The following is a 25,524-nucleotide window of genomic DNA, read 5'->3' as shown; positions in this document are numbered from 1 at the left end:
CCGAAAATGGCGCAGCCATGGCTGACGAATTTAAAGACGGTGAAGTGAACGATAACGACCGTATTGAATATTACCACGAGCATTTAAATGCCCTACATAATGCAGCTGAGCAAGGCGTAAAAGTAGATGGCTACTTTGCTTGGAGCCTAATGGATAACTTTGAATGGGCTGAAGGATATTTAAAACGTTTTGGTATAGTACACGTAGACTACAACACACAAAAACGAACTGTTAAAGCCAGCGGTAAAGCGTACACTAAACTCATAACAAGCCGATAAATTATCGGCTTATAACAATAAGAACACACACTGTGAACAAACTCCCTTTATACGAAAAAGTCGGTTACGCCATGGGCGATGCCGGCGCTAACTTAGTGTGGCGCGGCGCGCTTGCTTATTTAGCGGTGTTTTACACCGATACATTTGGCATATCGGNCTGCCATGTTGTTTTTAGTGGTAAGGCTATCTGATGGCGTAACCGATATTATTATGGGTATGATTGCCGATAGAACGCAGTCGCGCTTTGGTAAGTTTCGCCCGTGGATACTCTACTCGGCACCATTTTTGGGCTTGTTTATGGTGTTGTGTTTTACTACCCCCGACTTTAGCACTACCAACAAACTTATTTATGCCTACGTAACCTACATTGGTTTAACGCTTGCTTACACTGTAAGTAACGTACCCTACTCGGCACTTATGGGCGTTATGACACCAGACGATACAGAGCGCACAAAGCTCTCTGGTTTTAGGTTTGCAGGTGCGTTTACTGGTGGTTTATTGGTTATGGGTTTTTTACCTGAGCTAGTAGCTTTTTTTGGTGGCGGCGACAACGCTAAAGGCTATCAGCTTACTATGTACTTATTTGCCAGCTTACTTATTATTTTAATGATTATAACGTTTGCGACCACTAAAGAGCGTGTAACACCGCACGCCTCAAATGAAGGGAATTTAAAATCAGAGTTATTTGATTTGACCAAAAGCTTGCCATTTATAATCCTACCTTTGCTTGCTACTACCTTGTTTTTTTATTACCGCGATTTATACAGCGGCGTATTTTTTGCCCTTGTTATGGCAGCAATGACATTCGTTATTAAAAAATTACTCAATAAAGATAAGCAAAGCCTAACAGGTTCACAGCGCGACATGGTTGATCTTCTGACCAACAAACCTTGGTTGGTGTTACTCGGCATTGGTTTTTTAACCATGATGTTTAATGGCATAAAATACGGAGTAATTGCATATTACTTTAAATACCACGTAGCTAATGAACTCATGGCTGGGCAATACTTTATTGCCTTGTTGGTTGTATCTATATTAGGCGCACTTGCCACAGGTAAACTGGCCGAAATAATGGGTAAACGAAACCTCTTTATTGCATCATTAATGCTAAGCGGGTTACTCACTACTGCATTTTACTGGGTACCTAGCGATAACCTGGTTGCAGTATTTACCTTTGGTTGCGCTGCTGAATTTTTTGCCGCCATGATGCCAACATTGTTCTTTAGTATGCTTGGCGATTCAGCCGATTACTCAGAGTGGAAAAATAAACGCCGCGCAACAGGGCTTATTTATTCTGCGGGTACGTTTGTGCAAAAAACCGGTGGTGGTTTTGCAGGTGCATTAGTATTAGTGGTACTTGCAGGCTATGGCTATAACGGCATGGATGAGCTAACAATTACGCAAGCTCTACCTGGTATGCAGTTACTTATGAGTTGGATACCTGCCGCATTTGCTTTTTTAGGCGCCGCATTGATGCTTATTTATCCGCTTACCTCAGCAATGACGCAAAAAATAACAGAAGACTTAGCAATTAGACGCAGTAATGTGTAAATTAACTTTTAATGACCCTTCGCGCTTTATATTTTTATAAAGCGCGAGTAAAAATACATATAAGCTAGGACATCAATGGCGACAATTTATCAAGTATCAGAAATGGCAGGTGTGTCTTTATCAACTGTTTCAAGGGTACTTAACGACAACGACTACGTAAGCAAAAAAACTAAAAAAAAGGTATTAGAAGCAATGAAAGAGCTAGGCTATCAGCCAAGTTCTATTGCACGCTCTTTGGCATCTAGCACTACAAACAGCGTCGGTATTTTAGTTTCGGAGTTGGATGGTCCGTTTTTTGGTCAAATGATGTCAGCCATTGAAGAACATCTTCGTATTGCGGGTAAACACGTTATTATTACCCCAGGGCACAGTGACGAGAAAAAAGAAAAAAGCGGCTTTGAATTTTTAATAGGCCGTAATTGCGACGCTATTATTGCCCACGTAGAAGCGGTATCAAACGAGTATCTAATTGAGTTAAGTAAGGGCAAAACCCCTATTTACTTAATGAGCCGCTACGTTAAAGAAATTGAAGAAAACTGCATTAGCCTCGACAACGTAATGGGCGGCTACTTAGCCACTAAAGCCATGATCAACAAAGGTCATAAAAACATTGCGTACATAGCAGGACCGCAGTTTAAAGAAGATGCGTCAAATCGTTTAAAAGGTCACAAACAAGCACTAGCAGAATACAACATCACCTTTGACGAAAACTTATATTATGTAGGTGACTTTAAAGAAACTGGTGGCAGCGATGGTTTAAGGCATTTTATTCAAAATAAAGCGCAAATAACCGCTCTTGTATGTGCCAATGACGAAATGGCATCGGGTGCTATGAAATACGCCCGCGAACACGGTTTTAACCTACCAAAAGATTTAGCCATTATTGGGTTCGATAACGTAATTTTTACCAATTACCTCTACCCAACGCTTACTACAATAGATAACCCAGTTCCCGAAATGGGCCGAGCTGCGGCTAACTTAGTACTTAAAGACATTTATAAAAAAAGCGGCATAACAGTAAAGCACGTGTTTCAGCCAAAGCTTATTTTAAGAGACTCAACACCCGATATTAATTAATAAAATTTAAGATTAATCTAAGTGTAAGTTATGTAACTCATTACGCACCCACTGCGTATCTAAATATTGCTCTACGTGCTGCTGCGCAAACTTTAAAAAGTTACGTGCAGCATGTGATATGTGCCTATCTGTTCGCATTACAAAATACCAATGACTCGCTAAATGAGTATCGGTTACGTTTAAAATTTTAAAACTTGTATCGTCTGTTGCAAGTACATGGCGTGATAAAACCGCAATGCCCATCCCCGATGCAACCGCGACACGTATTGCTTCATTACTCGCCATTTGTACGCTATCGCTCAGCACTAAGCCTCGGCTTTGTAACTCGCTTTCAAATAACATACGGGTCGCTGAGCCATTTTCTCGGAGTAAAAAGCGATACTGCATTAAATCAGTTAATTTAACGGCTTTTACGTGAGCTAGCGGGTGGTTTAGTGGCACTATAAATTCAAGTGGATTATGCAAAAAGCGCGCAGCTTGTGCGCTCTCAAGCGACGGCGGGTGGCTAAATACATAAATATCGTCCTCTCCTCGCTCAAACCTATCAAGCACCTCTGCCCTGTTACCAATCTCAAGCGGAAGTTCAACGTGGGGATGTAAATTACTATAGGGGCCAAGTAATTTCGGTAAAATATATTGCGCTGTATTAACCATCGCAATTTTACAACGACCGCGTGCCCCACCGTTAAGCTCGGTTAAAAAATCTTGATAATCGTCAAAATGACCAAACACCTGTTGGCAAGTTTTAAATAGCTCAAGTCCGGCATCGGTTACGTGTAGCTTTTGCTGTTGCATAAGTAATAACGGCTCACCTACCGCTTCTTGTAATCGCTTTATTTGTAGCGATACCGTTGGCTGTGTTAGGTGTAAACGCCTTGCAGTTTCGCTTATTGAACCCGTTTTAACTACGCTCATAAATACTTCGAGCAACCTAAACGATATATGTCGTAAATCCATACCAACCTCATAATCTTTATATAATAATAGCTACATAGCAAACGACCTATAGATAAATACCTATATGTAACTCGTATTTATTTTATTATTTACTATACAAAGTTTTATCTACAATAGCGCCACTTAATTTACCACCTAGTAAGGAAAGCCTGTGCCAGATATTGTTGTTATGTTTTTTATTTTAGGATTAGTCGCGGGTATTTTACGCTCTGACTTGGCTATTCCAAAAGCCACCTATGACACATTAAGCTTATTGCTCATGTTAACCATAGGCTTAAAAGGCGGTATGGTGCTACACGGTAACTTAAGCTGGCAACTACTGCCCGAAATGGGATCGGTAATGTTGCTTGGCGCACTTATACCATTGATGCTTTACCCTATTTTAAAATACGTGATTAAACTATCTGTTGCTAATAGCGCCAGTATTGCCGCACATTACGGCTCAGTGAGTGCAGGTACATTTGCTGTAGCGCTTGCCTATGCCGAATCGGCTAAATTGGTAGTTGGTGCAGAAGTAACCCTGTATTTAGTGATGTTAGAACTCCCTGCAATCATTGTTGGTTTATTGCTTTACCGAAAACTTGATAAACAAAACAGCCAAAAAAGTGAACCATCGTTAAAAGCGCTTTGGCACGAAACTCTTACGAACAAAAGTGTCATTTTGCTTATCGGTGGTGTCGTCATAGGTATGATGTACGGCACGGTTCAAGGCAGCCAAGTAACGAGCCTTTTAACCAGTAGCTTTAAAGTCGTTCTGGCATTGTTTTTACTAGAAATGGGTTTAGTAGCCGCGCAAACTTTGCGCCCTATCCCCTGGGAACATTGGAAACTCGCGGTATTTGCTATTGTCACCCCGCTATTTTTAGGTACGATTGGCACAGCAGTAGGCACACTTTTAAATTTAGAATTAGGCTCGGTAGTTATATTGGGAAGTTTAGTAGCCAGCGCCTCTTACATAGCCGCACCCGCTGCAATAAAAGCGGCAATTCCTAAAGCCGATATTGGTCTTGCTATGCTGAGCTCTCTCGGTGTAACTTTCCCGTTTAATGTGATTGTTGGTATTGGTTTATATCACCACCTTGCACTAGCAATGCAATAAACAAATAAATGTTAATTTTATCACTTTAAAAACTGTTGAACCCTATTTTACATAGGGTTTAACACTAATAAATACTCACAAATATAAAACAATATCTACATAAATACACTACAATAAAAGCATAATCGATCCGATAATTTACCAAAACGATCGTTTTAAAATATATTTATATTGTTTAATAAAATATCACTTTACTTATTTTTAATTTGGCTCTAAATTCGCGCAAATTTTATTATTAAAGTAACCTCTCAAACTTTAAAACAGTGGTTATTTACCTTCAAGAGTCGATAAACACACATGGCCGAATTAGCCGCCACAAGCACTTCTAACAACCCTTTAGCGCCTGTTATCGGGCTGTCGTTTTTTGCTATCGCATCCGGCTTTTTAATGAGCCTTATTCCACTGTCGTTACCCGCATTCAAACTCGATGAAAACCTAGCGCCTTGGCTTGCGAGCATTTTTTACTTTGGCTTACTTATTGGCGCAACCACAATAGAGCGCATTGTGGTAAAAATTGGTCATCGCTTCGCATTTATATTATTTTTAAGCTTATTAATAGTCAGCGTGCTTGCACAACTTGCACTACCAAATACCGTTAACTGGTTAATTGCACGATTTGTAGCAGGTGTTGCTGTTGCCGGTGTATTTGTAGTTGTTGAGTCTTGGTTATTAATGACCAATACCGCAAAGTCGCGTGCAAAACGTTTGGGCTTATACATGACCTCACTTTATGGGGGCAGCGCGGTTGGTCAACTTGCTATAGGGCCGCTTGGCACCGAAGGTTCAACGCCTTATTTATTTGTAGCCTCGTTATTATTTTTAGCTATTTTAGCGCCTTTATTAATAACTAAAGGTCAGCCAGAAAAACAACATCTTGAAAAACTACCACTAAAAGAAATAAAATCACTAAGCCACCCAGCTATGCTCGGATGCTTAGCATCAGGCTTATTACTGGGCCCTATTTACGGCTTAATGCCTGTTTATATTTCAGCGCAGACTGATCAAGCTCAGTACACAGGGACACTGATGGCGGTTATTATTTTAGGCGGCATGGTCGTGCAGCCGCTTGTGAGTTACTTATCTACTCGGCTTGAAAAAAGCTTACTGATGGGTATGTTTTGTTTAGTAGGCGCAGCCGGTGCTGTGGGTATATTACAAGCAAACACTTTAGCAGGATTAATAGTGAGCTACTTAATACTAGGCGCGTGCAGCTTTGCACTTTACCCGATTGCTATAACACTTGCGTGCGATTCATTGCCAATAGCAAAAATAGTCTCAGCAACTGAGGTTATGCTTTTAAGTTACAGTATTGGTTCGGTATTTGGCCCTATGCTTGCTGCCAATTTATCTGATGCATCAAACGGTATTGTGTTTTATTTAGCAGGCTGTTTAATCACTACCTGTATTTATATGTTTATTAAAAGCATTAAAAATATTCGCGCGGGTAAAACCCCAGTTGCAGGCTAATTTGTTTTTAATTTGTCGTGTGGACTCAAAAAAAACATCTTTTTCCAGCCTTGGCTTTGTGTTGTATAAAGCCATGGCATGGGCACTAACGATAAAATAGAATAATGTACATGAGGCTGCTTCCCTGCGGCATTTCCGGTATCGCCCAGCAAGCCAATTTGACTGTTTATGCTGACAACATCACCTGCACTTACCGAGTAGTCATTTAAATGTGCAAAATAATGTATACGCCATTTAGGCCCAAGCACCGCAACCACTTTACCACCACGAGTTAATTCACCTGCAAATATAACAATCCCGTTTGTTGAGGCAACTACAGGAGTGTTCTTTATGCCAAAAATATCAATTCCTTTGTGCACACCCGATCTGCCCCAAGGCTCATACCAAAATGTATTATGGTTCCAATCTTTAGGTGTAGCACCTTGTACCGGAATCATTATTTTTTCGGGAATTAGTAAGCCTATAATTAATAAAGTAGCTATTCCAATTGCAATCCACTTAAGTACTTTCACTGCTCTATCCTTGATATTTAAATAACTTATACTGGTAAATTATTAGCCATAATAACTGAACTCCTCATGAGTCGTATTTATGGTTTTATTTATGGAGTTTTATTTGAATGAAATACCCGACTAACATGTACTAAGCTGATCAACTTTAAAACAGGCTTTATAAGTAATTGAGCACTGCCCGCTATAAACAACCATGTGCCACTCTCTATTAGTGAGTCATTTAAAAAGAAAAAACTACCAATTAAAAACCACACGGCAATTAAAAAATCGTTAAATGCACCCAGCGCTTCATATCGACGCTGGATGGTAATATGCTCTTGCCCTAAATCTAAAATAAACTGATTACTGCTGGAGTCCATAAGTACTGCTCACTCTTTTATTTCATAATTTAAAAAGCTTGTTTTCACAAGCTAAGCCGCACCATACAATAACAAAATTTACGCAATAAAAAACGTTGGCCAATGCGAATTAGCCAACGTTTTTATTGTTTGTACAATACTTAACTATTGTTTATTTTTTATCTTTTTCTAAACGTTTTTTAAGACTTAGTGCTGCATCAGCGGCTAATAAGCGCATAAATTCAGAGCCATTACTTTGCTCGCCTTGGCTCCCGCCTATTACAATTTCAGGCACTAAACGGCTATTGCCTAAACTTGTAAATAAAGCAGTTTGAATTTTAACTTCTGCTTTTAGCGTTTCATCAAATACATACTTAGGATCAAGTGCCGCAGACTTAGCTCTTAAACGAGCCTCAGCTAAAACGTCCATACCTAATGCTTCTAGGCGTTGTTGCTTTAAAATCTCTTCTTGCTCTTTTGCAAGTTCCGCTTTTACAGCAACTCGTTGCTGTGCAGAAATAATGGCATTTGCCTTAATTCGTTCAGCATCAATTTGCTCTTTAATTTTAAGCTTTTCTGATTCAGCACGTTGCTTAGCAATTGCTTGCTCACCTAAAGCCACTTCGGTACGTGCTTGTTGCTCAGCTTTTTTAAGATTTTGACGCGCTAGTGCTTCATCTGCAGCTGCTTGCTTTTGCGCTTCAAGGCGAGCATTTACTTTGCTTTCGTAGTCAATATCAATAATGCTGGCATCAACTACTGTAATACCGTAAGCGCCTAAAATAGGTGCATTACGCAGTGTATTACCCTCATCGTCCATTTTAATATTAATAGTGACACGCTGCTGTTTACTTAAATTACCTAAATCGTCAGATTTATCGCGCTCACCCGTACTAATAATTTGTTCAGTAACAAAAATACCGTTGGTTAATTGATCTGCAAAATCTTGGCTCAATTGACCATTACCACCAGAGTAATGTTGCTCTACCGACATCATACGCGCCGATGCTTTTACATTTTCAGTGGTTGCACGCATTAATAAATTAGATATTAGCGTTTCTTGTGAGCCAAACTCTTCGTGTATTTTAAGTAAACCACGTAAAGCACCCGATTCAGCTGCTGGTACATTCCCTGGCAATCTAAAACGAGAAACACCGCGTGCGCCACCCGTTGTCGTATCTAAAAATCGAATGGGTATTAGCGGTACAATTGCGCTTGCTGTTGCGCCTGCGTCACCCGTAAAATTAATCGAAATTACTTTTTTATAAGCCGATGTAGTACCAAACGCTTTTAAATAAGGGCCGGCTTGATTTATTACGGTTAAATTACCTGTAAAAGCCGATTGATGGACTAAACGTTCATCTGCTTCATTCCATGAAACAACTTGCGATGTCAGCGTTGCAATTACCGCTAATACAACAACAATTGATGAAACAACAATTACATTACGACGACCAAACCGACTCATAAATGAGTCACTTTTTACTGCTGGGACTGCTTTTTCGCTATCCATTTTTACTACTCTCCATGTTTAATTTCTTTTTAACAAAGTAAATAATTTCCTGTTCACTCAAATGTGCGCAAAAGCTACCAGAGCGATGTAACTCAACAAATGTTGCAAGGATTTCTTCTTTACCTTTTGCTGTTTTATCTTGGTTTTCTTGTGTTTGATTTTTTTCTGTTAGTTGAGTGATTAAATCATCCACTATCGTGTCTTTATCAAACAGTACGTTGTATTCCTTGGATTTTCTTACCCGACTTTTATGTACATTGCTGTAAATTACATAAAGTGCAACGCATAAAATAATAACCAGTAAACTTAACCCAATAATATAAAAAATCATAAGCTCTACTTAAATTAGTTTAAATACTTAACGAGCAATAACAATTGTAAGCACTGCTTAACAAATGTTAACCCAGTAATTTTACAGTAAACCCGAGTAAAAAACAGATTAAAAATAAAGTTCAGCAGGTATATAATAAAAACCGCACGTAAAAGTAAGCTTTTTTGAACAAAAAAATGCCTGCCAGTTAATAACTGAAAGGCATTAAACTAATATTTATTAAAGTGCTTTTTAAATTATTCGCATTGCACCCAATCAACACCATTTTCACCGCACTCATGCAGCATTGTTCCATCTTCTTGGCGGGTATCTCTAAACCATTGCCCTTCAATTGTTTTCGTAATACGTACGTTATCTGTGGTTTTGTATTTACGCCAAAAGCTAGCATCAATAGATGTTTCGTCATCAAACTTATAGGGCATAGCAGCGAGTACAGTAACTAAATCTTGAGTTTCTAAATCTACAGCTTTGCCTTTAACATTTACCCAATCAGATAATGTTTGAAAATCGGCATTTTCTTCTCTAAAGGCAAAGTCAGTTTGATAAAACGATCCTGACTCAGTATAGCTAATGCTAAAACCTCGCTCGAACGGTGTATCTAAATTAGCACTAGCGCATTCATCTGCTGTAGGAAAGTTAACCGATGGGCTTGTATTATCAACGCCATAAAGCACATTGCTTTGCTCAAAACTAACGTTCTCAATGCTAGAGCATCGGTAAGTACGATCGGCGTTAATGTAAACATCGTCTCTAACTGTTAATTTTCCATTTAATGATTCTTCGCCCCAAGGCGTATCTGTTGAATCCAATCGAGACAAAATAACGTCAATTGTGTCGAGTTCGTCTGTATTTTGAAGCTTTACTTGCTCATAAATAAGCTCAGCGCCTGCAAAAATAACTTTGTCGCGGTACCATGCATTTTCAAACCCATACTCTGCATCTTTTGCTGTGTCTTGGTAAATAACTGCTCTTACTTCTTCTGCATCAGGAAACTGAGCATCTAGCTCTTGCTTGAATTTATAGGCCGCTTTTAGTCCTTTAACAATCGCCTGTGCTCTGTCGTAAGCATCACTGTCACTATTGGCAATAAAATCTGAGTACATTTGTTCAGTCGACAAATTATAATGCGCTACCAAGTTTTGCATAACATTTGTTATTTCGCTCTGAAGACTTGCAAGTAACTCAGTATTTTCTTTGAGTGCATCACAACTTAAATTATTGCTACCAACTTTTTGTAATTGAAGGCTCAATTGCTCCCAAATAACGGTTGTTAAAGGTGATATATTTCGAATGTCTTCATCAGTTAAAGCCTCAATTGAGGGCGGAAATGACATTTGATACGCTTGTGTTACCTCTCCTAAATCCTCGTCAATTGCGCCAACAGGTACATCAACATACATAGTTGAATACGGCACACACAGCGCCTGCTCTTCTGTAAAATTAAAACTATAATTACCCGATTCTTCAGAGACTACAGAAGGTTCTGTTTGCTCGTCAAAAGTACCATCGCCATCAATATCTAGCCATACTATTGCACCAGATACATAGCCATCAATAACCTTTCCAGTAAGAGAGATAGTGTTAACTTCTACGGGGTCTACTTTTATAGGGTCAGTCTTGGCTACAACAGGTTCTACAACGACCACTTTATCATCGCCACCGCCGCCACATCCAACAAGGCCTAGCGTAAACGCTAATGAAATAGCTAACTGACTTTTTTTAAAAAACATACAAAGACTTCCTTTTTTGCACTTTAATTATTATTAAAAATCATATTGTTATAAATTAAATAAATAGATTTAAACAACAGAAATTTATTGAATTTTTATGGGGGGATGGCAACAAGTTAACATGCCCTGTACCTATATAGTGACACAGCATGTTAAGTTTAGCTTTTACATTTGTTAATTAAATATAACTAATACCAGTTATTATTGACTAATATGGACTGCAAGTGCCTAGAGTAAAGGGCTCAAGTGATGACCGAGTTTTGTAAACGAATGTATATTACACATGGGTTGGTTTAGAGCGCTGCGATGACTATAAAACAATTATATAAGCAAACCATCTGTATTTTTGATTAGCTTCTAAAAGCAAAAAGCCACCTAAATAAGGTGGCTAAAGCTTATAGTATCGTATTATTAATTTGCCTGACTATCGTTTTCTTCGCGTTTATAAATATACGTTTGCTGAGTTTTGAAGCCAAAACCAATTGGTTCAGCGCCATTTACTAGCTTAACTTTTCCATCTTCAATATTTAAATTTGGTCCAAGTATTTCAATAGCTTTTATTGGCTTATCAGAACCCTCAATCCCAGGGCCTATTAAATAAAACTGACTAATTTGCGTTACATCCGTTTCATCATCCCAATCGCACTTACCATTGGCATCACTATCTTCACACGAAGGTCCTTCTCCAAAAAATAGTTGTGGTGTATCTGGTACATCATTACTTGTTGCAAATTTCACATCGTCATAAACCTTCGTTCCGTAATGCAAATGAAAGGCATAAAGCGACCCACCGCCACCTGTTAACGAGCATTGGTTTTGAGTTGATGAGGAAGATGCGGGCGTAAAGGAAGTAAAGTAAGCAACCCCACCAACGACTGTAGCTGCAGCAAGGGACTTCTCACCTGTCCCTAATTCATATCGCCACCCTTTAAATTCAGCTAACTTAACTTCAAGGTTAACAAACTTATCAACGTCATCAAGTGCGTTACCAAATGGGTCTTCATTCATTTTCATTAAATCATCTGGCACTATTGGATCTGGAAATTCAGTAAATATTTTTGTTAAGGTGTTTTCATCACGGATCATATAAAGCTGATCTTGCTCATTAGTAGCAAGTGGGTTTGAGCGGTTTCCGCTGCCTATCACAATTGCGTCGTACGGGGTGTCTAAACGAGTCGTGATCATTTCACCATCATAATTGGTCTTAGTAACTTTACTAAACAGCGTTCTAGCAACTAACGGTTTATAAAAAAAACGTCTGTCTTGTGACGCTAATGTACTGCCAAGCTCCGCAAGTTTAAAGTGAGTAATCTCATCTTCATCATCGGTGGGAATATCTACACGCCAAATATTACCGCCAGTATCGGTTGCATAAATTCGGTCAATATACCCATCGTAATCTGAGTCAAGCGTAGTTACATCCGCTGCAATACTGTGCTCACCGGTAAAACCATGTTCATCTGGAGTGAGCGCCCATACCTTTTCGCCAGTTTTAGCATTAACAATGTAAATACCTAGCCCGGTTTCATCTGTTGTTCTAATCGCATTATCTTTGTTTGTATCGTAGCCTGCGCCAAATATCAGCAATGGATCCTCACCAAACGCTTTAATATACGCAATTTGGGGCTTAGACCATGTTTGTGCTAAATATTTAAATTCTTCAGAACCACCAACAATTGGCTTATTCCATAATTTTTTAGGTTTATCTGGGTCACTTATATCCAGGCCGTAGTAATTTTTACCGCCTCGGCGCATGCCTGTAAATGCCCAAACTTCATCGCCCTCACTTGCTTTAACAACGCCATCATTTAAACCATCAGTGTTTAAACTTTTATTATTAAAGAACACACTTATAGGGCCATCCATACCATACACTTTTGTATTTGCGAGATTACTCCGCAAAGCCGGAATGTTTTTTAATAAGGCTGCAGGTGTAAAAGCCCACCTTTCTTCAACAGTATCGCCTTTGTCTTCAAACATATGTAAAAAGCCGGCATTGGTACCAACAAGTATATGAATACTTCCATCGCCGTAATCTATAGATACCGGTTTTGAATGCAAAGGGTCGCCAAAAATATTGATTCGCTGATCGACTGATGAATCATCTCCATCTTCATTATCAACATCAACCCCTCGTGCCCAGCTAATATCATCTTCCTCTAAAGTTAACCCAATATTAGGAATCAAATCAGGGGCAAGATCGGTAACGGTACTTGTCGCTAAATTTAAAATGGTTTGTACTTTATCAAAAGTAAAATCAATAATACTGCCCGTTTTATCTATGTAAATTTTACGGCTATCAGGGTCTAGGGTTGATAAAAGTAAATTTACGCCCCCCTGAGCCACTAAATTACCGTCTGCAGGCTTATTAGTTGGCAGCCAAAACGTTCGTGCTTTTTCATCAATCAACCCATTATTATCTAAAGCTATTTTATCAGTTGAATCTACAATATTTGCACCAGACACTTTAAGCTTTTTTAAATTCCCGCTCCAGCGTGCGCCTGTTTCTGGGTAAAACATCGCAAAATAAATTGACTCTCGGCTACGAGTTTGGTCAACATTGTTACTTGCTACCGTAGGAGATGAAAAACTATCGTTAACTTCGCGTATTTTCGATATTGTATTATTAAGTGCTTCAGAAAGTTCAGTTGATGTATCTGCATGTAAGTACTCGCCTCCTCCCAATAAAGCGGTTTTTTCTAATAACTTTTTACCATTTGTACTCATGCCACTACCAAAACCGATAGTAAAAACTCGCCCAGTATCGGCAACCTCTGGCGTGGTGTCGTACAAGTCCACCTCAACATCTCTTGTACCATGTATTATTTGAGCTAAAGCAGCCAAATAGCTATTACTTGTAGTACTAGGATATGAACCAAAAGTAGATTTGTATAAAGCTCTTATATCATCATTTCGGGTAATATCTTGTGTTGGATCACCATCAGTCATTAATATTAAGCTAATTGAGTTATCACAACGCTCATCTGCACCAACAGCCTGTTGAAATGGAGAAACATAACGAGGTATATCACTACCACTTTGCTCTCTCTCAATCGTAGTATCTCGTTTGTCCGTATTTTGCCCATACCAAACCGTCTGCCCCGTCATATATAGGTAAGCTTCCCATAAGGTCTCAGTGATAGGTGTATTCCCGCTAGCAGGCAGCTTTTTTATTTGATCCAATATTTTATCATGTGAGGAGCCTAGGCCAGCCATAACATAACCACCATCATTGCCATTAAAACGCATTAAACCAAAATCAATCGAGCTGTTATCATTTACTAATTGGGTCATCGCGCTTATACCAGCATCGATTTTTTTAGGGCCCCCATTAGGCAGCTTAGTCTTCATACTTCCTGATGTATCAAACACAATAAGCACGCGAGGGTTTTCGTCGGTTTCAACATTATGGTTTACGTATAGTTCTATATCTTCGGCAAATACAGAAAGGCTAATACCCACCCCGAATAACAAGGCAGCTATTTTTTTTAGTTTGAATTGCATTTTTAAATCCCTTTATTTGCGCTTTTTATTTTTATTGCGCAAGTTAATAACTACTCTATTCCGTGTTTAATTATTAGTAATATGGAGGTGGGACTAAAAATTAAAACAAAGGTAATATCTAGCTATTTATCACAAAACAGTGATTAGCATTCACATCTCGTTAATACTATAAAATATATATCATTTCGATTTTTAAATAAAAACAGACTAAAGTCAAAGGTATTAGGTTTTATTATCAATTAAAAACAACCACTTAAATAAAACAATCCCGTTTTACTGCACAGTTAAGTCACGTCAAAAAATAATATTTTTACCTATGTTTCTATATTTATAGACCTATGCTTTAGGTAACAAGTACTTACTAATATAAATTAGTAACGTAAGGCTCTAAAAATCACTCTTAAAAGCACTATTATTCAGTAAAGCTGCTTTATTAAAAAAAGTGTATTTAATAGGTAACTACGGTTATTCAAACATACAAAAAAAGCCCATATTAGGTGCTACCTAATATGGGCTTTTATACTCTCGCTAAATTATAAGCGCTTTATGCAAGCATTCTTATAAAGATAACTCTTTTTTAGCGCGAGTTAAGTTATGTGTTACAAGTGAGTTTTTAGAAATTTGAACCGCTTCATATAAATCAGAAATACCAGCAGTGTCTTTTTGAGCCTTAATACGCGCTACACCACGGTTACTTAATGCAAACGATGTAAGTTCACGTACTTTTAAACGCGGACCATGGCTTTGCTTAAGTAATGCAATTGCTTGTGTACAAATAGCTTCTGCTTCTTCGTAGTTTCTTGATTCAACATTTAAAGCACAGCTATTAAATGATTTTTCAAATGCGGGTGCTGCAGTTACAGAGTCTTCAATAACCATTAATTTATAGTCACCTTGTTTAGCCATTGCAGCAGCTGAGCAAGTTAATAATGAGCCAAGAGCGATGGTTTTTAAAAGTGTAAATTTCATGATTATATTCCTAATTAGTTAAGTCGTACTTGTTGCCGACAACTTAACTTTAGAGTGTTAGCTCAATTACCACAAACGATAAAAACAAACCTAATAAGTGAATAAATCTAACCTATAGACTTTAGTCTAACACCTATAAAAATACTCATTAATTACAATCAGTTAAAAACAGCGCAAATCACTAAATAATAAATAACAGAATACAGTTTTATTATTTTTTAATAATACCAATTCGCTTAATTAAGTGATCTACTTTGAGGATGAAAAAACGTGTTGATAGCTAGGCAAAACATTCGCTATTTGGTTGTTCTAAATGAGAATTTTTTAACGCAGGTAGCGACACGTTTAGCCCCGCAAAATGATTAAGTATTATTGCGGATTGGTATAACACAATACAAAGTTAATAAGCACGAAAAAGCCGATGTTGGGGTTTAACCCAACATCGGCTTTTTTACTCTCGCTATTTTATATTATGCTTTAGTAAGCACTTTATAAAACACGTTATAAAGGTTTTTTATAACGATAATTCTTCTTTAGCGCGAGTTAAGTTGTGCGATACCATCGTGCTGTTAGACAATTTTGATGCTTCGTATAAATCAGCAAGTGCAGCAGTGTCGTTATGCGCTTTTAAACGTGCAACACCACGGTTGCTTAATGCGAATGACGTAAGTTGACGTACTTTAAATTTAGGGCCATCTGCGTCTTTTAAAAGTGCGATTGCTTTAGTACAAATTTCTTCCGCTTGCGCATAATTTTTTGACTTAACATTCAGTGCGCAGCTATTAAATGATTGCTCAAGTGGCTGTGGCGCTGTTGCAGTTTCAATAACCATTAATTTGTAATCACTTGCATCAGCTACTGCAGCAGCTGAACATGTTAATAGTGAGCTAAGAGCGATAGTTTTGATAAGTGTTTTCATGGCCATATTCCTGATTAGTTAAGCCGTGCTTGTTGCCGACAACTGAACTTTAGAGAATTAACACAAGCCCGACAAACGATTAAAACAAACCTAATAAGTGAAGAAAATTAACCTATAGACCTTAGTCTAATGCGTTTAAACTTTTTCTATATATTTAAATAGCTTACGCATCATCGTACGTGCCTAAAATCGCTACTTTACGTTTTAAAATGTATATAATTATTTATGCCTTTTTTTAATTGGTTTTATTTTAAACACCTTACTTTGGCATAGCTGACTAACATTCAAACAAATTTATACATTTAATTACATGCAATACTAAGTCATGTATTTATAATTGTAGCTCTGGTAACTTTTCATCATTAATGGGTTAACTTTTTTGAAACACACACTTCCTCTTTTTGTTTTATTAAGCACGCTTTTATCATTTAGCCAAAATGCTAACGCAAGGCTTTTGCTCGGTAACAACATGCCTAACACCGGTATGTTTATAAAGTCAGAATTTAATGGCGATAGCAGCATTACATCTGCGGGTGTAGAAATGATGGTTAAGCAAAATTACAGTAACTTTGGTGTTGTTTTTACAAGCGCAATTGGCGCGGCAGTAATCGATAATAAACAAGGCGAGCAAGAAGAGTTTATAACTTGGGACAACGGAATGAAGCTTGGTTATTTCAATGACTTTTTTATATACGCCGAGCTTGGCTTAGATCTGTTCGAACTCGCCTTTAAAAACGATAGAGGCGATAACACCTACCAAATAGAAAAATCGAACAACGACATAGACGGCTACGCAGGTATAGGAGCGGGTTATCATTTTAAGCCATTTAAAATAGAAGTATTTACCCGAGCACGCCAAATAGATGGCGACTACTGGGAAGCACAAGAACATATTTACAGCGGTGTGCAGCTCAGCTTTACGTTTTAATTGCACTTTTGTTTTATAAGAAAAATAAAAAGCGTGTGAAATGCAGCTATTTCACACGCTTTTTAAAAATTACATTTAGCCGATTTATATTTAACGGATAGTTTTGGCTACTTTACCAATACTCAAACCCTGAATTAAAATAGAAAACACCACAACAGCATAAGTCAGAGCCAACAAAATATCGCGCTCGTTCCCATCAGGTAATTGCAATACCAGTGCAACCGAAATACCACCACGCAAGCCACCCCAGGTTAAAACTTTCCATGCACCAGATGGCAACTCTAATTGCTTATTAAATGTAGTGGTTGTTATACCCACCACGATTAAACGTGCGAGTAACGCTATTAAAATTGTTAAGCCACCAGCAATAAACAAGTTACTCGAAAATGCAATCATGACGACCTCAAGCCCTATGAGTACAAATAAAATGGCATTTAAAATTTCGTCAATCAGCTCCCAAAACAAATCAACGTAATGGCGTGTTTTATCGCTCATAGCCATACTACGACCATGATTACCCACCATTAGCCCCATCATTACCATTGCAAGTGGGCCCGACAAATGCCAATGGCTTGCAAGTGCATAACCACCAATAACGCCCGCTAAAGTAAGTAGTACTTCTTCTTGGTAACTATCAATACTTTTTAGTAAGTAATATAAAATACCACCTAATACCAAACCAAAAACAATACCGCCACCGGCTTCAACCGCCAGCGTGTGTGCTACATAATAAGTTGTAGGAATATCACCACTTGATAAAACACCCAATAAAAGCACAAAAATAACCACGCCAATACCATCGTTAAACAACGATTCACCCGCAATCACGGTTTCAATACTTTTAGGCGCACCCGCAGATTGTAAAATTCCCATTACTGCAATAGGATCAGTTGGCGAAATTAATGCGCCAAACAGTAAGCACCAAATAAACGCTAAATCAAAACCAAGCAAAGGAAGTACTAAATAAAGCGCACCAGCAACAATAACCGTAGATAGCAACGTACCAACACAGGCCAAAATACCTATTGGCAGTTTATAGCGCCTTAAATCGCTAACATTTACATGTAGCGCCCCAGCAAAAAGCAGCATAGAGAGCATGCCATCAAGCAAAACTTCAGTAAAATCTAACTGATCGAGCAAGCTCACTTCGTAATCTATAAGATCATCAAATCCTAAAAAGCCCAAAAATATAGCGCCGATAGACAAAAGCATCGAAATAACCATAACGCCAATGGTTGTTGGCAAGCCAATAAAGCGATGGTTTACATAGGTGAGTAACGCGGTAATTGATAAAAATATCGCACTTATTTCAAGTACGCTTAGGCTGGTTCCTGGTGCCATGGTTTAAATCTCAATATTTATTTAATGATGCCTTGCTCAAAACAAGCAAAGCAGAAAGGTTATTATTTTTTATACGGTTATCTCGTATTATATTCGTGTAGCTTAAACAAGCATACCCAAAATATTAATTATAAATACACACCCTACTCAATTAACGTATTTAAAGTATTAACTCACGCGTTAAATAAAACAAAAAAGCCCATGTTAGGAATTAACCTAACATGGGCTTTTTTACTCTCGCTATTTTATATCATACTTTTTAAGTATTTTATAAAGCGCTTATCAAAGATAAGTCTTCTTTAGCGCGAGTTAAGTTATGCGATACCATTGCACTTTTAGACATTTCATTTGCTTCGTATAAATCAGCAAGGCCAGCAGTGTCGTTATTCGCTTTTAAACGTGCAACACCACGGTTGCTTAATGCGAATGACGTAAGTTGGCGTACTTTAAATTTAGGGCCATCTGCGTCTTTTAAAAGTGCGATTGCTTTAGTACAAATTGCTTCAGCTTCAGCGTAATTTTTTGACTTAACATTCAGTGCGCAGCTATTAAATGATTGCTCAAGTGGCTGTGGCGCTGTTGCAGTTTCAATAACCATTAATTTGTAATCACTTTGCTCAGCCATTGCAGCAGCTGAACATGTAAGTAGTGAGCTAAGAGCGATAGTTTTGATAAGAGTAAGTTTCATGGTCGTAGTCCTGTTGGTTAAGTCGTACTTGTTGCCGACAACTGAACTTTAGAGAATTAACACAAAACCGACAAACGATTAAAACAAACCTAATAAGTGAAGAAAATTAACTTATAGACTTTAGTCTAATGCCAAATTACTAATTTACGGCAATTGGTATTTATAAAAACAACCAACGAAAATTAAACTTATTGATTGCGTTTCAGTGACTTCACTACTTGACTTACAACTTTAGACTCAAAACCTTTGACTACAACTTCATTTATCCACCAAACCAGCGGTTAAGGCACCAAGCGTTTAGCAAATTTGCATTTGATTTACTTTGGACCAGTAATAACTATTTGCAAAAAGGTTAGCAAGCAATGGCTATAACGGCGCGCCCTCTTACTTTTAATTCATGATAGTGGATATTGCCGTTTCAACCCTTAGATTGATGCGCTTGTTTAGAGCATTTTGGGATGGTAGGGATAAAAAGAAAAGCGCTAGTCAGGAGCTAGCGCCTCAAGCTGTTTAAGCTCTACTGTTTCTTTTTTAGCCCTGCTTTTGAGGGTATTTTTAATTACTCTAAGCTCTAATTGTGAAAACATAATTATCCTACATCTTTATTTGGTATACCGATAAAACAAGGGATAGCCATTGAGTCTAACTGATTTAATTTATCTAAGTACAGAGTCACAGGCATTTCGTATAGAGAGCGAACAGTAATATAGTATGTTTACCTTTCCCGGCAAGCTCGTATTCTACGTCAAAGCCATTTACTTGAACTATAGCCAGTCCGGCTGGTAACAACTGAAATGGCATTATTAAGCAATGAATTTAAAGCAGAAATGGGTGTATCAAGTAATGAGTTTAAAGCCGATATGATAAAATGGGGAGCTGGGATAGTTTTTTCCGCTATTGGGGCAACTCTAGCATTTATAAAGCTTGCTTTAAATTGAGTTACTGACACCTTAAAGTTTGAGAATAAGTAGTGAGGCACAGGCTTAACCCTGTGCTCCATCTAGTAAGAATTTAATTTTCTTTCCAGCATCTGGTTTACTTAATAAATCTTGCAAAGTATTTATTAATGATTCTTTATCTGCACAAGTAATTGACTTATTCAAATAATCTATAGTTACCGGATAACCCTTTTCGCCATATTTCCACTCACATAACTCTCTATCAGGATTATCTGGCTGTGACTTATTAAAAGCTACCATAGCCATATACTTTCTAGTTTTATTACCGTAGAGCGTAGCGAATGCACCAGCTAACAAACTATTTTGGTCTGTTCTACGGTCTATCTTAATACTAACCTTCTCACTACTAAAAGTTTCAATATCACTTTTTAATTGCTCAATCACAGAGTCAATTTCTGTTCGGTTTTGCTGCTCTTCTTCGGCATGTGAAATACCTGATTTTAAAGACTCTTCAAAATTAAACATTTACTTTCTCCAATTGAGTAAAAACAGGTAAGTGGTCAAAATGCAAATTTGTATTTTTGACTAGTGCCAAGATAACTTCAGTCCCTATTAAAGACTCTTCACTTAGTAAGCTCCAGCCTTGATCATTTAAAAAAATTGATGAAACAATGATCTGATCAAATAAATGCCAGTTGCTTACCTTTCCTGATTTATAGAAATAACTTCCGCAAAAGCCTTCACACTGTGACATACCAAGTTTACTCCAAAATGGATTATAAAAAAGCTCCTTTTTTTTTCTTACTTTAAGTTTATCCCTAGAAGCTAAAAGATATGTGCTCAAAGACTCCTCAAAAGGTTCAGCATTAAAGTCTCCCATAAGAATCACTTTATCTTCACTTGAATTATCAATATTACTTCTAATAGTATTAGCTAGTTGATTTCGCACTGTGTCGTTATCACTCTGAAGCTTACTTGGCCAATGAGCCACAATGACATTAATTAATGAACCACATTTAGTTTCAATAATTAAACTATGCCCCGCTCTGTAATTTCTTCCTAATTGCGAAAACTCTAAAATTTTTTGATTAAAAATCCTTACATTATTAGCATTATAAATATAAGCCTGAGAAAATTGCCCTCTACCAACTTGTTCAAAACAATCTATAATGTCGAAGGGAGTATCCAATAGCAGTGATTTAAAGTACTCAATATCCGAAGGCGAAACCTCCCCAATACCTAAAAAATCAATTTTTTTCTCAATTAACATAGAGATTATTGCCTGCCCAGCAATAATTAGATTTTCTTCATTATTTTTTCTAACTTTTCCAGTCGGTGATAAGCTAGTATTCCACCAAGCTAACGATAAGCTATCTAGAAGGTTTCCATCGTCTTCAATACTACTTTCCATATAAAATAATCCGAAAATAAAACACGCTTCAATTGAGAAACTCGACCACAACTTGTGGTTTATGGGCATTATAGCCCGATTGACGTCATTATTTTGCAAGGTAGCTGTGTTTATGGAAATGGATAATAAAAACTACCTCCATACAAAGTCCGCTAGATGCAGGCTAAAATACTTATATAACATTAACTTCTGTAAATTTTAGGCCTTTTAAATTATGGCTTTTAACCAAGTCATATAAGCCCCCTTCTTCATCCGTACAAAAGGTAAATATTCCAGCTCCTTTTACTTTAAACAACCCACCGTGTTTTATAGCATTTTTGCTTAAAGCTAGTTTTTTAAAGCGCCTGATTCTATTTACACGACCATTCTTCATGTTCAACTCTGTGTGCTCTTGGTTAATTGCGTCTTGTTGCTCTAAAATATTTAACGCGAACCATTCTTCACCATTAAGATTTAGTGGTAAAAATTCACAGCATTCTTTAAGTGTTGGCTCAAACATATCTTTTAAGGCTGCTGGAATTGCGAAAGCCATTGCTCCCCACCCTGCTACATCGGGTTTATTAGTAGGAGTTTCACCTTCGACTACTAACCAATCAACATCTACAACACGCCAGGCATCACCCTTTGAGTTGCCGTTAAAAGTATAAATATCGTTGTTTGTTAACTGTATTGACTGCTCGAACATTGTTTCTTGTAACAGCAAATATTCACCAGCATCAACGCCAACAGCATAAACTTTATTAAATTCTTTCATTTAATTACCTTGGTATCATATTTGATAATTCTTCATGTAGTGGGAAATCACCACTTTGTAATTCGTCGCCAATATCTCTAAGTAACTCTATTACACCTGTGCGCCCTAAACCTTCAGCTATAGTATCGGTAAGTAAAGCTTCTACGTTTAAGAAATATTCGCTTGTGTGGGTTTTTGTATGTGCTTCAGCCTTAGGCATTGCATCCATTGGAGTATGTTTAGCAAATCTAGGAAGAAATACTCCATTTGCTTCATGGTCAATATCGATTCCAAAGCCTGCGAGTCTAAGCCTAGCCTTTGAAGCTCGGGGATCGTCCCAAGCGACTATATGGTGAGCCGCCATATTTTCACCTCTTTCCCTACCTGCTGCAATCATATTTCTACTTAGTTTAATACTGTGCCGCTTATTATGCTCCCACCGTACATGCCTACTAAGTATTAAGTCATCTTTACTTATAAGCCCTTTTTTATAACGTGCTGAATCAATAATTTCGCCTCGATAGTAAATAGCATATTGAGTAGCTTGGTTTTTAGCAATTGAGGGATTACCAGTCGCAGTGAGGAGGTCTTGCTCTAACTCTTGAACGGTTACGTACTCTTTTGTATTAGAAGGCATGCTAAATTTATTCCTTTAAAATGATTTTAATACTCCTGCTTAAATAGTGTCATTTTGGTAACTAAAATGCAATATGGGAACAAAACTCAAGCTTGACGTATTATTCCAAAGTTCCGTGAACATCATTTCTCACCCAAACCTATAAACTCCTTCGCCCATATGCCATAATCTAAATAATTCATTATTTTAGTAACTTGGCGCGTATTTAGGCGCTTTTAAGTTAACTACTCAGGGTTTTCAAATGGCATATCAAGAGCAAAATCAAGCAACAATCTATTGGCACGACTACGAGACGTGGGGGGCGAGCCCTCAAAAGGATAAGCCGAGCCAATTTGCGGGTATTCGTACCGATCTTGATTTAAATATAATTGGTGAGCCGCTTATTGAATATTGTAAGCCGCAAGCGGATTACTTACCTCACCCTGAGGCGTGTTTAATTACAGGTATTACGCCACAAGTGGCGATGAAAAAAGGCTTAGTTGAAGCTGAGTTTATAGCAAAAATTCATGCCGAATTTAGTGTGCCAAACACCTGTGTTGCCGGTTATAACAGTATTCGGTTTGATGACGAAGTAAGCCGTTATAGCTTTTACCGTAATTTTTACGACCCATACGAGCGTGAATACAAAAATAACAATAGCCGCTGGGATATTATTGATTTAGTACGTGCTTGTTATGCACTGCGCCCTGAAGGCATTGAGTGGCCGTTAAAAGAAGATGGCAGCCCAAGCTTTAAGCTAGAGCATTTAACGGTAGCTAATGGTATTGAACACGCCGCAGCGCATGATGCGCTAAGCGATGTAACCGCCACTATTGCACTGGCTAAACTAATAAAAGAAAAACAACCAAAGCTGTATAACTTCTTTTTTGGTTTGCGTAATAAAAAAGCCCTTGCTGAATTGGTTGATGTATTTAACATGACGCCGCTAGTGCATACCACGTCGCGCATACCTGCAACACAAGGCTGTACAAGCTGGGTTGCACCAATGAGCTTTCATCCGGTTAATAAAAACGCGGTTATTTGTTTTGATTTAACCCAAAACCCGCAAGTACTCATTGATTTAAACGTAGAAGAGTTACGCAAACGCTTATACACCAAACGTGTAGATTTAGCCGAGGACGATTTACCTGTTGGCTTAAAACTAGTGCATTTAAACAAGTGCCCTATTTTAGCCCCAGCTAAAACCTTATTACCTGAAAACGCAGCTCGTTTAGGCATTGACCGCGAGCAGTGCTTAGCTAACTTAGCTATTTTAAAAGCCAATACCGACCTTCGCGATAAAGTAACGGAAGTGTTTAACGAACAAGGCGATTACAGCGCAACCACTAACGTTGACTACTTACTTTACGCTGGGTTTACAAGCCATGCCGATAAAGCTAAGTTTGCGATTATTCGTGATGCAAAACCAGATGAATTAGCAGGGTTGAAGTTAGACTTTGAAGATAAAAAGTTTAATACGTTGTTGTTTAGATACCGCGCCCGTAACTGGCCTGAAACGCTAAACCAGCAAGAGCTTGATCAATGGCGCCAGTATTGCCAAAACAAGTTAATGCACGGCGAAGATCAACCATCGATTAACGCGCAAGACTTTATGATTACCCTTGAAAACCTAGCGCATGAACATGACGACAGCGAAAAAAACCTGACTATTTTAAAGGCGCTGTATAATTACGCTCAAAGCATGTAATTTTGTTTGTATAACGCATTAAAAACGCGACGCTTTAGCAATAAAGCGTCGCGTTTTTGTTTATAAATATCTGTACCACTTCAAACAAAGCAAAATCTATTTCACAAAGAGAAGCGAATGAGGAGTAAATGAGAAGACATAAAAACAATAAATTTTTAGATCTATTACTTCCTCTAAAAGCGCAGCGCCTCATAACCTCTTTGTGAATAAGTCACTTTTACGGGCTTTGCCCGTCACGCAAGCAAGCTCCGCGTCTACAAGTAAAACTCATATCGACACTTTGGCGGTAGACGTCAAGCTTGATCACGTGAAAAGCGTAGCTTTTAATTACTTAAATAAAAATCTATTTCACAAAGAGAAGCGAATGAGGAGTAAATGAGAAAATATAAAGACCAACAACAATCTTTTTTATCTATCACTGCCTCTAAAAGCGCAGCGCCTCATAACCTCTTTGTGAATAAATCACTTTACGGGCTTTGCTCGTCACGCAAGCAAGCTTGCCGTCTACATCGACATACTCAACGTAAACGTTATTTTTTATGCAGTGCTTCAATGCGTGCTAGTAAGCTTGAGGTGTCGTATCTGCCGCCGCCAAGTGCCTGTACATCGGCGTAGTATTGATCGACCGTTGCGGTCATTGGTAAAGTAGCGCCGTTGTTTTTAGCTTCATCGAGTGCAATGCCTAAATCTTTACGCATCCAATCTACGGCAAAACCAAACTCATATTCCCCTGCCCACATTGTTTTATAACGGTTTTCCATTTGCCACGAACCGGCAGCACCTTTAGAAATGGTTTCTATAACTTTTTCGCCATCAAGCCCAGCTTGCTTGGCAAAATGTAAGCCTTCGGCTAAACCTTGCACTGCGCCAGCAATACAAATTTGATTGACCATTTTACAAAGTTGTCCCGACCCAACGCCGCCTAGTAATTGGCTAAAACGACTAAATGCCGCCA

At 38.1% G+C, this 25,524-nt stretch carries 23 protein-coding genes and 1 pseudogene; 8 read left to right on the top strand and 16 right to left on the bottom strand.

The window, feature by feature from the left end; translation table 11 throughout:
* The 3 genes and pseudogenes from L656_RS0120785 to L656_RS0120775 all read left to right on the top strand — a co-directional run.
* Positions 1-278: family 1 glycosylhydrolase (locus tag L656_RS0120785; RefSeq protein WP_024600647.1), on the top strand; the 278-nt coding region annotated here is incomplete at its 5' end.
* A 32-nt stretch (positions 279-310) separates the two neighbouring features.
* Positions 311-1,829: pseudogene (locus tag L656_RS01000000122495) on the top strand (MFS transporter).
* Between the two features lie 75 nt (positions 1,830-1,904).
* Positions 1,905-2,906, top strand: a complete 1,002-nt coding sequence (locus L656_RS0120775) for a LacI family DNA-binding transcriptional regulator (protein WP_024594396.1) — start codon at positions 1,905-1,907, stop codon at positions 2,904-2,906.
* Between the two features lie 12 nt (positions 2,907-2,918).
* Here L656_RS0120775 and L656_RS0120770 read toward each other — a convergent pair whose 3' ends face one another.
* The gene (locus tag L656_RS0120770) at positions 2,919-3,863 is read right to left on the bottom strand and encodes a LysR family transcriptional regulator (RefSeq protein ID WP_024600646.1); all 945 of its coding nucleotides are present in this window, start codon (positions 3,861-3,863) and stop codon (positions 2,919-2,921) included.
* Between the two features lie 151 nt (positions 3,864-4,014).
* Between L656_RS0120770 and L656_RS0120765 the strand changes: the two genes are divergently transcribed.
* Both L656_RS0120765 and L656_RS0120760 read left to right on the top strand, forming a co-directional pair.
* Positions 4,015-4,962, top strand: a complete 948-nt coding sequence (locus L656_RS0120765; protein ID WP_024600645.1) for a sodium-dependent bicarbonate transport family permease — start codon at positions 4,015-4,017, stop codon at positions 4,960-4,962.
* Positions 4,963-5,259: 297 nt separating this feature from the next.
* Positions 5,260-6,429: an MFS transporter gene (locus tag L656_RS0120760; protein ID WP_024600644.1), complete on the top strand. Its 1,170-nt coding sequence runs from the start codon at positions 5,260-5,262 to the stop codon at positions 6,427-6,429.
* Here L656_RS0120760 and L656_RS0120755 read toward each other — a convergent pair.
* The 8 genes from L656_RS0120755 to L656_RS0120720 form a co-directional block, all read right to left on the bottom strand.
* Positions 6,426-6,941 (bottom strand): M23 family metallopeptidase, encoded by a 516-nt coding sequence (locus tag L656_RS0120755; RefSeq protein ID WP_024600643.1) that lies wholly within the window; start codon positions 6,939-6,941, stop codon positions 6,426-6,428. The genes L656_RS0120760 and L656_RS0120755 overlap by 4 nt on opposite strands.
* Before the next feature lie 89 nt (positions 6,942-7,030).
* Positions 7,031-7,300 carry a YrhK family protein gene (locus L656_RS0120750; RefSeq protein WP_024600642.1) on the bottom strand — a complete coding sequence of 90 codons (270 nt, stop codon included), beginning with the start codon at positions 7,298-7,300 and terminating at the stop codon, positions 7,031-7,033.
* Between the two features lie 151 nt (positions 7,301-7,451).
* On the bottom strand, positions 7,452-8,792 hold the full coding sequence (locus tag L656_RS0120745) for an SPFH domain-containing protein (RefSeq protein ID WP_024600641.1): 1,341 nt from the start codon (positions 8,790-8,792) through the stop codon (positions 7,452-7,454).
* The gene (locus L656_RS0120740) at positions 8,785-9,123 is read right to left on the bottom strand and encodes a hypothetical protein (protein WP_024600640.1); all 339 of its coding nucleotides are present in this window, start codon (positions 9,121-9,123) and stop codon (positions 8,785-8,787) included. The genes L656_RS0120745 and L656_RS0120740 overlap by 8 nt, the downstream gene beginning before the upstream one ends.
* Before the next feature lie 236 nt (positions 9,124-9,359).
* Entirely contained in the window at positions 9,360-10,853 is a 1,494-nt protein-coding gene (locus L656_RS0120735) for a hypothetical protein (protein WP_024600639.1), read from the bottom strand.
* Between the two features lie 411 nt (positions 10,854-11,264).
* Positions 11,265-14,357, bottom strand: coding sequence for a pilus assembly protein (locus tag L656_RS0120730; protein WP_024600638.1), 3,093 nt, complete (start codon positions 14,355-14,357; stop codon positions 11,265-11,267).
* Positions 14,358-14,915: 558 nt separating this feature from the next.
* On the bottom strand, positions 14,916-15,326 hold the full coding sequence (locus L656_RS0120725; RefSeq protein ID WP_024600637.1) for a hypothetical protein: 411 nt from the start codon (positions 15,324-15,326) through the stop codon (positions 14,916-14,918).
* 514 nt (positions 15,327-15,840) lie between these two features.
* The gene (locus L656_RS0120720; RefSeq protein ID WP_024600636.1) at positions 15,841-16,245 is read right to left on the bottom strand and encodes a hypothetical protein; all 405 of its coding nucleotides are present in this window, start codon (positions 16,243-16,245) and stop codon (positions 15,841-15,843) included.
* 379 nt (positions 16,246-16,624) lie between these two features.
* Here L656_RS0120720 and L656_RS0120715 point away from each other — a divergent pair, with 379 nt between their 5' ends.
* Positions 16,625-17,173 (top strand): hypothetical protein, encoded by a 549-nt coding sequence (locus tag L656_RS0120715; protein ID WP_024600635.1) that lies wholly within the window; start codon positions 16,625-16,627, stop codon positions 17,171-17,173.
* Between the two features lie 90 nt (positions 17,174-17,263).
* On the opposite strand, the gene L656_RS0120710 is transcribed toward L656_RS0120715, so the two are convergent.
* Both L656_RS0120710 and L656_RS0120705 read right to left on the bottom strand, forming a co-directional pair.
* Positions 17,264-18,514 carry a cation:proton antiporter gene (locus L656_RS0120710; protein ID WP_024600634.1) on the bottom strand — a complete coding sequence of 417 codons (1,251 nt, stop codon included), beginning with the start codon at positions 18,512-18,514 and terminating at the stop codon, positions 17,264-17,266.
* Between the two features lie 268 nt (positions 18,515-18,782).
* Positions 18,783-19,202 carry a hypothetical protein gene (locus tag L656_RS0120705; protein ID WP_024600633.1) on the bottom strand — a complete coding sequence of 140 codons (420 nt, stop codon included), beginning with the start codon at positions 19,200-19,202 and terminating at the stop codon, positions 18,783-18,785.
* 794 nt (positions 19,203-19,996) lie between these two features.
* Between L656_RS0120705 and L656_RS1000000123230 the strand changes: the two genes are divergently transcribed.
* Entirely contained in the window at positions 19,997-20,140 is a 144-nt protein-coding gene (locus L656_RS1000000123230) for a hypothetical protein (protein ID WP_158000894.1), read from the top strand.
* 45 nt (positions 20,141-20,185) lie between these two features.
* Here L656_RS1000000123230 and L656_RS0120690 read toward each other — a convergent pair whose 3' ends face one another.
* From L656_RS0120690 to L656_RS0120675, 4 genes are all read right to left on the bottom strand, one after another.
* The gene (locus tag L656_RS0120690; RefSeq protein ID WP_024600632.1) at positions 20,186-20,626 is read right to left on the bottom strand and encodes a hypothetical protein; all 441 of its coding nucleotides are present in this window, start codon (positions 20,624-20,626) and stop codon (positions 20,186-20,188) included.
* Positions 20,619-21,512, bottom strand: coding sequence for an endonuclease/exonuclease/phosphatase family protein (locus L656_RS0120685; protein WP_024600631.1), 894 nt, complete (start codon positions 21,510-21,512; stop codon positions 20,619-20,621). The genes L656_RS0120690 and L656_RS0120685 overlap by 8 nt, the downstream gene beginning before the upstream one ends.
* Before the next feature lie 172 nt (positions 21,513-21,684).
* Complete coding sequence (locus L656_RS0120680; RefSeq protein ID WP_024600630.1) at positions 21,685-22,266, bottom strand: hypothetical protein; 582 nt, start codon at positions 22,264-22,266, stop codon at positions 21,685-21,687.
* Between the two features lie 4 nt (positions 22,267-22,270).
* On the bottom strand, positions 22,271-22,882 hold the full coding sequence (locus tag L656_RS0120675) for an AHH domain-containing protein (protein WP_024600629.1): 612 nt from the start codon (positions 22,880-22,882) through the stop codon (positions 22,271-22,273).
* Positions 22,883-23,123: 241 nt separating this feature from the next.
* On the opposite strand from L656_RS0120675, the gene sbcB reads away from it, so the two are divergent.
* The gene (gene sbcB / locus L656_RS0120670; RefSeq protein ID WP_024600628.1) at positions 23,124-24,569 is read left to right on the top strand and encodes an exodeoxyribonuclease I; all 1,446 of its coding nucleotides are present in this window, start codon (positions 23,124-23,126) and stop codon (positions 24,567-24,569) included.
* Between the two features lie 530 nt (positions 24,570-25,099).
* On the opposite strand, the gene L656_RS0120665 is transcribed toward sbcB, so the two are convergent.
* On the bottom strand, positions 25,100-25,524 hold a 425-nt coding region (locus tag L656_RS0120665; RefSeq protein ID WP_024600627.1), incomplete at its 5' end, for an NAD(P)-dependent oxidoreductase.

The sequence above is a fragment of the Pseudoalteromonas sp. TAE56 genome (assembly GCF_000497955.1).
Taxonomy (GTDB): Bacteria; Pseudomonadota; Gammaproteobacteria; order Enterobacterales; family Alteromonadaceae; genus Pseudoalteromonas.
This window is presented reverse-complemented; position numbering and strand designations above follow the sequence as displayed.

Excerpts from the sequence above, each read along its gene's own strand:
- L656_RS0120775 (WP_024594396.1), top strand. The coding sequence starts at position 1,905 with ATGGCGACAATTTATCAAGTATCAGAAATGGCAGGTGTGTCTTTATCA.
- L656_RS0120710 (WP_024600634.1), bottom strand. The coding sequence starts at position 18,514 with ATGGCACCAGGAACCAGCCTAAGCGTACTTGAAATAAGTGCGATATTT.
- L656_RS1000000123230 (WP_158000894.1), top strand. The coding sequence starts at position 19,997 with ATGGCATTATTAAGCAATGAATTTAAAGCAGAAATGGGTGTATCAAGT.
- L656_RS0120685 (WP_024600631.1), bottom strand. The coding sequence starts at position 21,512 with ATGGAAAGTAGTATTGAAGACGATGGAAACCTTCTAGATAGCTTATCG.
- L656_RS0120750 (WP_024600642.1), bottom strand. The coding sequence starts at position 7,300 with ATGGACTCCAGCAGTAATCAGTTTATTTTAGATTTAGGGCAAGAGCAT.
- L656_RS0120730 (WP_024600638.1), bottom strand. The coding sequence starts at position 14,357 with ATGCAATTCAAACTAAAAAAAATAGCTGCCTTGTTATTCGGGGTGGGT.
- L656_RS0120675 (WP_024600629.1), bottom strand. The coding sequence starts at position 22,882 with ATGCCTTCTAATACAAAAGAGTACGTAACCGTTCAAGAGTTAGAGCAA.
- L656_RS0120690 (WP_024600632.1), bottom strand. The coding sequence starts at position 20,626 with ATGTTTAATTTTGAAGAGTCTTTAAAATCAGGTATTTCACATGCCGAA.
- L656_RS0120760 (WP_024600644.1), top strand. The coding sequence starts at position 5,260 with ATGGCCGAATTAGCCGCCACAAGCACTTCTAACAACCCTTTAGCGCCT.
- L656_RS0120740 (WP_024600640.1), bottom strand. The coding sequence starts at position 9,123 with ATGATTTTTTATATTATTGGGTTAAGTTTACTGGTTATTATTTTATGC.
- L656_RS0120725 (WP_024600637.1), bottom strand. The coding sequence starts at position 15,326 with ATGAAATTTACACTTTTAAAAACCATCGCTCTTGGCTCATTATTAACT.
- L656_RS0120770 (WP_024600646.1), bottom strand. The coding sequence starts at position 3,863 with ATGGATTTACGACATATATCGTTTAGGTTGCTCGAAGTATTTATGAGC.
- L656_RS0120705 (WP_024600633.1), bottom strand. The coding sequence starts at position 19,202 with ATGAAACTTACTCTTATCAAAACTATCGCTCTTAGCTCACTACTTACA.
- L656_RS0120735 (WP_024600639.1), bottom strand. The coding sequence starts at position 10,853 with ATGTTTTTTAAAAAAAGTCAGTTAGCTATTTCATTAGCGTTTACGCTA.
- sbcB (WP_024600628.1), top strand. The coding sequence starts at position 23,124 with ATGGCATATCAAGAGCAAAATCAAGCAACAATCTATTGGCACGACTAC.
- L656_RS0120720 (WP_024600636.1), bottom strand. The coding sequence starts at position 16,245 with ATGAAAACACTTATCAAAACTATCGCTCTTAGCTCACTATTAACATGT.
- L656_RS0120745 (WP_024600641.1), bottom strand. The coding sequence starts at position 8,792 with ATGGATAGCGAAAAAGCAGTCCCAGCAGTAAAAAGTGACTCATTTATG.
- L656_RS0120680 (WP_024600630.1), bottom strand. The coding sequence starts at position 22,266 with ATGAAAGAATTTAATAAAGTTTATGCTGTTGGCGTTGATGCTGGTGAA.